The sequence below is a fragment of the Arthrobacter sp. 18067 genome, from assembly GCF_902706295.1.
Taxonomy (GTDB): domain Bacteria; phylum Actinomycetota; class Actinomycetes; order Actinomycetales; family Micrococcaceae; genus Arthrobacter.
Map to the genome: position 1 here is coordinate 1 of NZ_CACSJJ010000044.1, position 7,798 is coordinate 7,798.

Consider the following 7,798-nt stretch of genomic DNA (forward strand, 5'->3'; position numbering starts at 1 on the left):
TGGTCGCAGCGAAACTCAACCGCCGACCCAGACCAACCCTGAACCTCGAAACACCAGCCAACCGACTAAACCAGCTGCTACAAGCGGCCTAACCCCCAGCGTTGCTCCCACCAGTTGACTTTGCCCGCCAAACATTGGCATTAAGTGCCATCTCGCGGGGGTTTAAGCGATCATGAGAATATGTCCTCCAGCACCGAGCCGGCGGACGGATTCCTGACCGACTACTACGAGCACGTGGCCGAGGACGACGTCCGCAACTACACGCCGGAAACGCTGCTGGAGCGCGCCCGCTACCACCGCTCGTTGGCTGAACGGCGTGAACCGGGGCAGGCCGTGATCGGCGTTCTGCATGAGTCCGATGCCAGCATGGTGGCCGTCGTGGCCGATGACATGCCCTACCTCCTCCCCTCCGTCACCGCGGAGATCGCCCGGGACACCGCCTCCATCCGGCTCCTGGTCCACCCCACGTTCAGGGTCACCCGCGATCCTGCCACCCATCGCCTGACCGAAATCCAGCGGGCACCGCACCGCACCGGGCTCCCCGCCGGCGTCGAAACGTCCGCAGCCGGCAACAGTCCGCAGGTGCCCACCCAACAAGATGAGTACGACGGCGGACCGCTCGCCGAGGCGTGGATGGCGATCGAGATCCCAAGGCTCCCGGACGAACCCGGGGCGGAGCTCCTTATTGGCCGGTTGCACAGGGTCTTGCGCGATGTCCGGGCCGCCGCTGAGGACCACGTTGCAATCCATGAGGAACTGGCCCACGAGGTCAGGGTCTTGGGTGAGCGGGCTGGCTCGGATCCTGAAGGCAGGGAAGCCAGGGAAGCCCGTGAGCTGCTGCAGTGGCTGGGCGATGGGAACTTTGTGTTCCTCGGATATCGCGGGCGCCGCGGCCTTGGCGTACTGCGGGAATCGATGCACGCGGAAGAATCACCCAGGAATCCTCCGGAGGCAGAACCTCGGATCCTCACGCTCACCAAGTCCACCCAGCGTTCCACGGTCCTGCGCCGCGCCTACCTCGACGAAATCACCGTGGCCTCGTACGGGATGAACGGAAGAGAAGGCGGAGAAACATTCGTAGGTCTCTTCTCCCCCAGTTCCACGGCACATTCGGCCCTGGAGATACCCGTCATCCGGGACACCGTGAAGGAAGTGCTGCGGGCGTTTGGCTACCCGCCCAGCTCGCATCACGGCAAGGAACTCCTGGCCGTCATGGAGGGCTATCCCCGCGATGAGCTGTTCCACATCGACGCCGAACAGCTCGCCACCCATGCCCGCGAAATCTTGCGTCTGCAGGAACGCCACAGCACCCGGCTGTTCCTGCGCCCGGACTCCTATGGAAGGTTCATGACAGCCCTCGTGTTCCTCCCGCGCCGTCGGTACAGCACCGCCGTCAGGCTCAACATTGAACGTGAACTGCGCGAGGCCCTCGGTTCGGACTCCATCGAATTTGAGCTCCGCTTGGGCGAATCCGCCATGGCCAGGGTGTTCTTCCGGGTGTTGTTACCGCAAGCGGCGTCGACGCATCAGGGGACTCCCGGCGTCGTAGATGCCTCAGTTTTGGAGCCGCGGATCATCGCGGCCACGAGGACATGGGCCCAAGGCCTGGCGGAAGCGCTGCAGGCACGTTACCCGTCGGAGGAGGCGGGGCGGCTTTCCCGGGAATGGGCCGCAGCATTCCCCGCCAGTTACAAGGCCGATTTCGAAGTAGAGGACGCAGTTGAGGACATCTCGAAGTTCGAGAGCTTTCCACCCGACGAAGGCGCTGATCCCGACCCGTTGCTGACTGTTTACAAGCGACCCGGCACGGCTGTTCTCGTCGAGGATGCCCGGATCAGGCTGTACCTGACCCGTCCCCAGAGCCTCACCCAAATCCTCCCCTTCTTCCACAACCTTGGATTGAAGGTCCTGGACCAGCGTCCGTTCGACGTGCAGCGTGGAGACGGCCGGCAGTTCTTTCTGTACGACCTCGGGCTGAAGTACCCGCGTGGCGTGGACCCACTGACCACGGGCGAACTGCTGGGCGGAGCGTTCTGCGCCGCAATGCGTGGCGCTGCGGAGTCGGACGCCTTCGATGCCTTGGTCATCAGGGAGGGCATCGGCTGGCGGCGGGTGGCCATCTTGCGCGCCTACGCCAAGTACTTGCGGCAACTGGGGAGCACCAACTCTTATGGCTTCATCGCGGACACACTCCGGACGAACACGGAGGCAACACACGCTCTGCTGGAGCTCTTCGAGGCGAAGTTCAATCCGGACAGCTACGCGCCGGACCTGTTCGATCCCGAACTCAACAGCCACCCCCACCAGCCTGACGGCGATGTTTTCGAGGAAGGCAGCAGCGAACTGAGCCACCGCACGCAGGCAATCCACGCAGCCCGGACCAGACTTGGCGAAGCCATTGACGCCATCCCGGTCCTGGATGCCGACCGCCTCCTCCGGACACTCGCAAGCCTGGTGGACGCTACGCTGCGCACCAATTTCTACTTGGACAAGCCGTACATCAGCTTCAAACTCAATCCATCCGGCATTCCGGCGGCCCCGGCGCCACGTCCAAAATTCGAAATCTGGGTCTACTCACCCCGGGTTGAAGGGGTCCACCTGCGCTTCGGACCGATAGCCCGCGGAGGACTCCGGTGGTCGGACAGGCGCGAGGACTTCCGGACCGAGATCCTTGGGCTGGTGAAGGCGCAAACCGTCAAGAACGCGGTGATTGTTCCCACCGGCGCCAAAGGCGGCTTCTTCCCCAAACGGCTACCGGACCCGGCGGAGGATCGGGCTGCGTGGCTCGCGGAGGGCCAGGAAAGCTACCGGACTTTTATTCGTGGACTGCTGGACGTCACGGACAACCTCGTGCCGGAGTCCGACGGCGGTACCAACGGTCGGGTGGTGACGGCACCCCGGGTGGTGCGGCACGACGGCGACGACTACTACCTGGTAGTCGCGGCGGATAAGGGAACTGCCGCCTTCTCAGACATCGCCAACGCTGTGGCGGAGGAGTACGGTTTCTGGCTGGGGGACGCCTTCGCTTCCGGCGGCTCGGTGGGCTACGACCACAAGCAAATGGGTATCACCGCCCGCGGCGCCTGGGAATCGGTGCGGCATCACTTCAGTGAACTCATGATCGATTCAGATGCGGAAGATTTCACCGTGGTGGGCATCGGGGACATGAGCGGTGATGTCTTTGGCAATGGCATGCTTCTCTCCAAGCACATCAAGTTGGTAGCCGCGTTCGATCATCGGCATATCTTCCTGGACCCCGCACCCGATCCCCTCGAGTCCTATGCCGAGCGGGAACGCCTGTTCAAACTCCCCCGGTCATCCTGGGCGGACTACAACCCGGAAAAGCTCAGTCCGGGCGGTGGCATCTTTGCGCGCACCGACAAATCCATCAAGCTCACTGAACAGGTCCGGCTCGCCCTGGGACTGGAAGAAAGTACCGATCCGGGGGGCCAGCAGGCCATGAGTCCGCCGGAGCTCCTCAGGGCGATCCTCATGGCGCCGGTTGACCTGTTGTATAACGGCGGAATTGGCACCTACGTGAAGTCGTCAACAGAGTCCCATGCCGACGTCGGGGATAAAGCGAACGATGCCATCCGAGTGGATGGCAACCAGCTCCGCACCCACATCATCGCCGAAGGCGGCAACCTCGGCGTCACCCAGCGCGGCAGGATCGAGGCTGCACTGGCCGGCATCCTGGTGAACACGGATGCGATCGACAATTCGGCAGGCGTGGATTGTTCCGACCATGAGGTGAACATCAAGATCTTCCTGGACCGTATGATCGCAGCCGGCAGGATGTCTGTCGCCGAACGGACAGCGTTCCTGCACTCGCTCCAGGGTGAAGTTGGACGGCTGGTGCTTAAAACCAATGACCACCAGAACGTCCTGTTGCTCAACGACAAGCAGCTGGCCGTCGAGTGGAGCCCCAGCTTCGAGAGGACCATGGACTGGCTTGAGTCAGTCACGGACCTGGACCGGGACCTGGAATTCCTGCCCGGCAACGAGGAACTACAGGCCCGCGTCCTGACGGGCAAGGGGCTGACTACTCCCGAGCTCGCAGTGCTGGCTGCCTACGCCAAAATCGAGCTGGCCCGGGAACTCACGGAGGGCGGCCTTGCCGACGATCCATGGTTCTCGCAGACGCTCCACGACTACTTCCCCAAACAGGTCTCGGAGCGCTTCGGCGAACATCTGTCCACCCATCCGCTGCGCCGGGAGATCGTAGCCACCGTGGTGGCCAACGACATGATCAATATGGGTGGCATTGCCTTCGCCTTCCGGGCCATGGAAGAGACCACCGTGTCAGCGGCGGCCGTGGCCCGCGGGTTTGTGGTGATGCGGAAAGTCTGGGATCTGGACTCGGTAACGCAGTCCATCGCCCAACTTCCGGCCAGCACACCCAGCGAGCACGGCGCAGCCGTGGCCCTGGACATGCGGCGCCTGTTGGACCGGTCCGTGCGCTGGTACGTGACCCACGATTTCCGTGACAAGCCGATCGCCGACGCCCTGGCCCGGCTGGAACACCCGATGTCCTTGATGCGCGCCAATTTCACAGGGTTGCTGCATGGCATCAATTTGGCGCACTCCTTGAAGCGCCTCGCCCACACTGACGCCGTCGGGCTGCCCCGGCCTTTGGGGATCCGAGCATCAGAGCTCCTGGTCAGCTACGGACTGCTGGACATCTCCGCCATTGCCGAGGAACTGCAGGAGCCGGCAGAGGGTGTGGCGGAGGTGTACTTCGCTGTGTTTGAGCGGATCTCCGCAATCCCCTTGCTGGAACACATCACCATGCTTCCGCGGGACACACACTGGGAGTCGCTGGCGAGGGCAGCGCTGAGGGACGACATGTATCTGGTGCTGGCCGACATGACCAAGGCGGTGGTCCGGCACACTCCGCGGTCCACCGTGGCTGCTGATCCTGTGGAACGGATCATGGATTGGGAGCACGGAAACATCGAACAATTGGCGCGCATCCAGGAGACCATCCAGGAAGCCATCAAGCCAGGTCCGGTGGACATCGCGGCTCTTTCGGTGGCGGTAAAACTGCTCCGCGCGATGGTTCGCAGATGAGACCCAGGTCACTCACCTGCCAGTCATCTTACATATTTTCGGGTCTCAGCGATTATGATTGATGGGTCGCCCTCGCATGCGGCACGTAATAGGAGGCCCCCAATGACCCCTGCAATGACTGCAGAACGCGAAATTCGCCTGTCCTTCTCGAAGGCAGACGAGATCCACGACGGACTCGACCGCGCCGTGGATGCACTGATCGAAAACGCAGCAGCAGACGCTGCCTGCGGAATTCTGGTGACGCGCCACGAGCCCGGCACCTACACCGTGGCCCTGGACGAATCCGTTCCCTTCGGTCAGACCCACGAAGTCCTCGCCGCCTGATACCCCCAACGTATTTTCTGGCAGCGACGCCAAAAACCGGGGCCCGTTCCCTTCCGCATCTACTACCCGCGGAAGGGAACGAGCCCCGGTTTCTGTTTAACAGCTACTACCCATGCAGGTCGCAATTAACCGCCTTTGAGCGGCCAAAACTCGCTCAGCTGCGACTCAGTTGGGTGCCTACGCCCGGCGGAGAGTCACGCCGTCGGACTTCATGAACAGTTCCTTGCCCTCTTCGGTGACGCCGGGGCCCGAATGCTCAAGCCACACCACGTTTCCGCTGCTGGAAATTTCCTCGACCCGGCCGGTGGCGATCACGTGGGCGTATTTGACCACTTCCACCGCCTCGCCAACGTTCAGCGTCTTCCAGTCGGAAACCGTAGCCGAGTGAGCGTTTCGCCTGGACAGGACTGCTCCGCGTGCCTTCATTGAACTTCTACCCCTTTGTGGATGTTCTCTGTTGTGTATTGAGTTGTGTGAACGGTTGACCGTCAAGCCCACGACATCATTGGCGTGGACGTGACGTACACCATAAGTTCTACTACATTTGCCACGCCCCGGTGATTGCGTTGCGAACAAAGACCGGGGCATGACAAATATGCCCATCAAATGAGCGTTTTATTCGACGTCAGGCCAAAATGCCGACGGCGGATTCGGCGGCCGCGCGGACCGCGCCGGAGCCAACCAAACGGTCAGCCGCTTCCAGTTCCGGAGACAGGAACCGGTCAGCGCCCGGTCCCTGGACCACTTCACGAAGTACCTCAAGCACTGCCGCGCCGGCAGGACCCGGGGTGAGTTCGCCGTCGGACATTTGCGTCCGCATGTCAATGGCGCGGGCGCTGGTGACAAGCTCGACGGCGAGCACGCGGCGGAGGTTCTCCACAGCCTTGCGCAGCTTCCGGGCTGCGTGCCAGCCCATGGACACGTGGTCTTCCTGCATGGCGGAGCTCGGGATGGAGTCCACCGACGCCGGAACGGCCAGGCGCTTGTTGTCCGAGACCAGGCCGGCCTGCGTGTACTGGGCGATCATCAAGCCGGAATCGACACCGGGGTCTCCAGCCAGGAAGGCCGGGAGTCCGTGCGAGCGGGCCGGGTCCAGCATGCGGTCCGTGCGGCGCTCGGCGATGGAACTGAGGTCTGCTACGGCGATGGCCAGGAAGTCCAGGACATAGGCCACGGGAGCGCCGTGGAAGTTGCCGTTGGACGTAACGCGGCCATCCGGCAGCACCACCGGGTTGTCGATTGCTGCAGCGAGTTCGCGGGAAGCAACCAGGGCAGCGTGGTCCACGGTGTCGCGGACAGCGCCGGCAACCTGCGGAGCGCAACGCAGGGAGTAGGCGTCCTGGACCTTGGTGTCATTGATCCGGTGCGAGGCGACGATCGGCGAGTTGGACAGCACACGCAGCATGTTGTCTGCACTGGCGGCCTGGCCGGGGTGTGGCCTGAGGGCGGCGTGGAGCTCCGGGAGGAACACCTGGTCCGTGCCGAGCAGTGCCTCGACGCTGAGCGCGGCGGTGACGTCCGCCGTCGCAAGGAGCAAACGGATATCGGCGATGGCCATCAGCAGCATGCCGAGCATGCCTTCGGTGCCGTTGACGAGGGCCAGGCCCTCCTTCTCGGCGAGGGTGACAGGCTCGATGCCGTGCTGCGCGAGAAGCTCAGCAACAGGCGGCTTGCCAGCGGTTCCGTACAGTTCGCCGTCGGGACCCATTGCTTCGCCCTCGCCCATGAGGACCAGCGCGCAGTGGGACAGCGGAGCGAGGTCGCCGGAACAGCCGAGCGAACCGAACTCGCGGACCAGCGGGGTGATGCCGGCGTTGAGGACGTCCACCATGGTCTGCAGGACCACGGGACGGACGCCTGTGCGGCCTGACGCCAGAGTCTTGGCGCGGAGGAACATGATGCCGCGGACCACTTCGCGCTCAACGGCCGGACCCATGCCGGCAGCGTGGCTGCGAATCAGCGACTTCTGCAGCTGGGTGCGGAGGTCGTTGGGGATGTGGCGGTTTGCCAGCGCGCCGAAGCCCGTGGAGATGCCGTAGGCGGGGACATCGCTGGTGGCGAGGTCGTCAATGTGTGCGCGGACCTTGGCCACGTTGTCCAGTGCGTCCTGGGAAATGGTCACCTTGGCATCGTGGCGTGCGACGGCGACGACGTCTTCCGGGGTCACTCCGCTGGAGCCGAGGGTGACGGTGAGTTGTTCGTTGGAGGTTATTGTCATGGTGTTGCCTACTTCTCGTTCATGGGGATGCGGACGCCGCGTTCGTTGGCGACGTCGAGGGCGCGGTCGTAGCCGGCGTCGACGTGGCGGATGACGCCCATGCCGGGGTCGTTGGTCAGGAGCCGTTCGAGCTTCTCGGCAGCGAGGTCGGTGCCGTCGGCGACGGAGACCTGTCCGGCGTGCAGG

The 7,798-nt window shown here is 63.5% G+C and carries 4 protein-coding genes and 1 pseudogene; 2 read left to right on the forward strand and 3 right to left on the reverse strand.

Annotated elements, in window-relative coordinates; all coding sequences use genetic code 11:
- Positions 1 to 180: 180 nt before the first annotated feature.
- Together GVL04_RS23760 and GVL04_RS23765 are read left to right on the forward strand one after the other, a co-directional pair.
- Positions 181 to 5,070 (forward strand): NAD-glutamate dehydrogenase, encoded by a 4,890-nt coding sequence (locus tag GVL04_RS23760; protein WP_159709120.1) that lies wholly within the window; start codon positions 181 to 183, stop codon positions 5,068 to 5,070.
- Positions 5,071 to 5,172: 102 nt separating this feature from the next.
- Positions 5,173 to 5,394: a hypothetical protein gene (locus GVL04_RS23765; protein WP_090823628.1), complete on the forward strand. Its 222-nt coding sequence runs from the start codon at positions 5,173 to 5,175 to the stop codon at positions 5,392 to 5,394.
- A 177-nt stretch (positions 5,395 to 5,571) separates the two neighbouring features.
- Here the strand turns inward: GVL04_RS23765 and GVL04_RS23770 are convergent, their stop codons facing one another.
- From GVL04_RS23770 to GVL04_RS23780, 3 genes and pseudogenes are all read right to left on the reverse strand, one after another.
- Positions 5,572 to 5,820: a hypothetical protein gene (locus tag GVL04_RS23770; RefSeq protein WP_159709121.1), complete on the reverse strand. Its 249-nt coding sequence runs from the start codon at positions 5,818 to 5,820 to the stop codon at positions 5,572 to 5,574.
- Between the two features lie 199 nt (positions 5,821 to 6,019).
- A complete protein-coding gene (gene hutH, locus GVL04_RS23775) occupies positions 6,020 to 7,612 on the reverse strand; it encodes a histidine ammonia-lyase (protein ID WP_159709122.1) in 1,593 nt (530 codons plus the stop codon).
- Positions 7,613 to 7,620: 8 nt separating this feature from the next.
- Positions 7,621 to 7,798, reverse strand: a pseudogene (locus GVL04_RS23780) (urocanate hydratase); the annotation flags it as partial.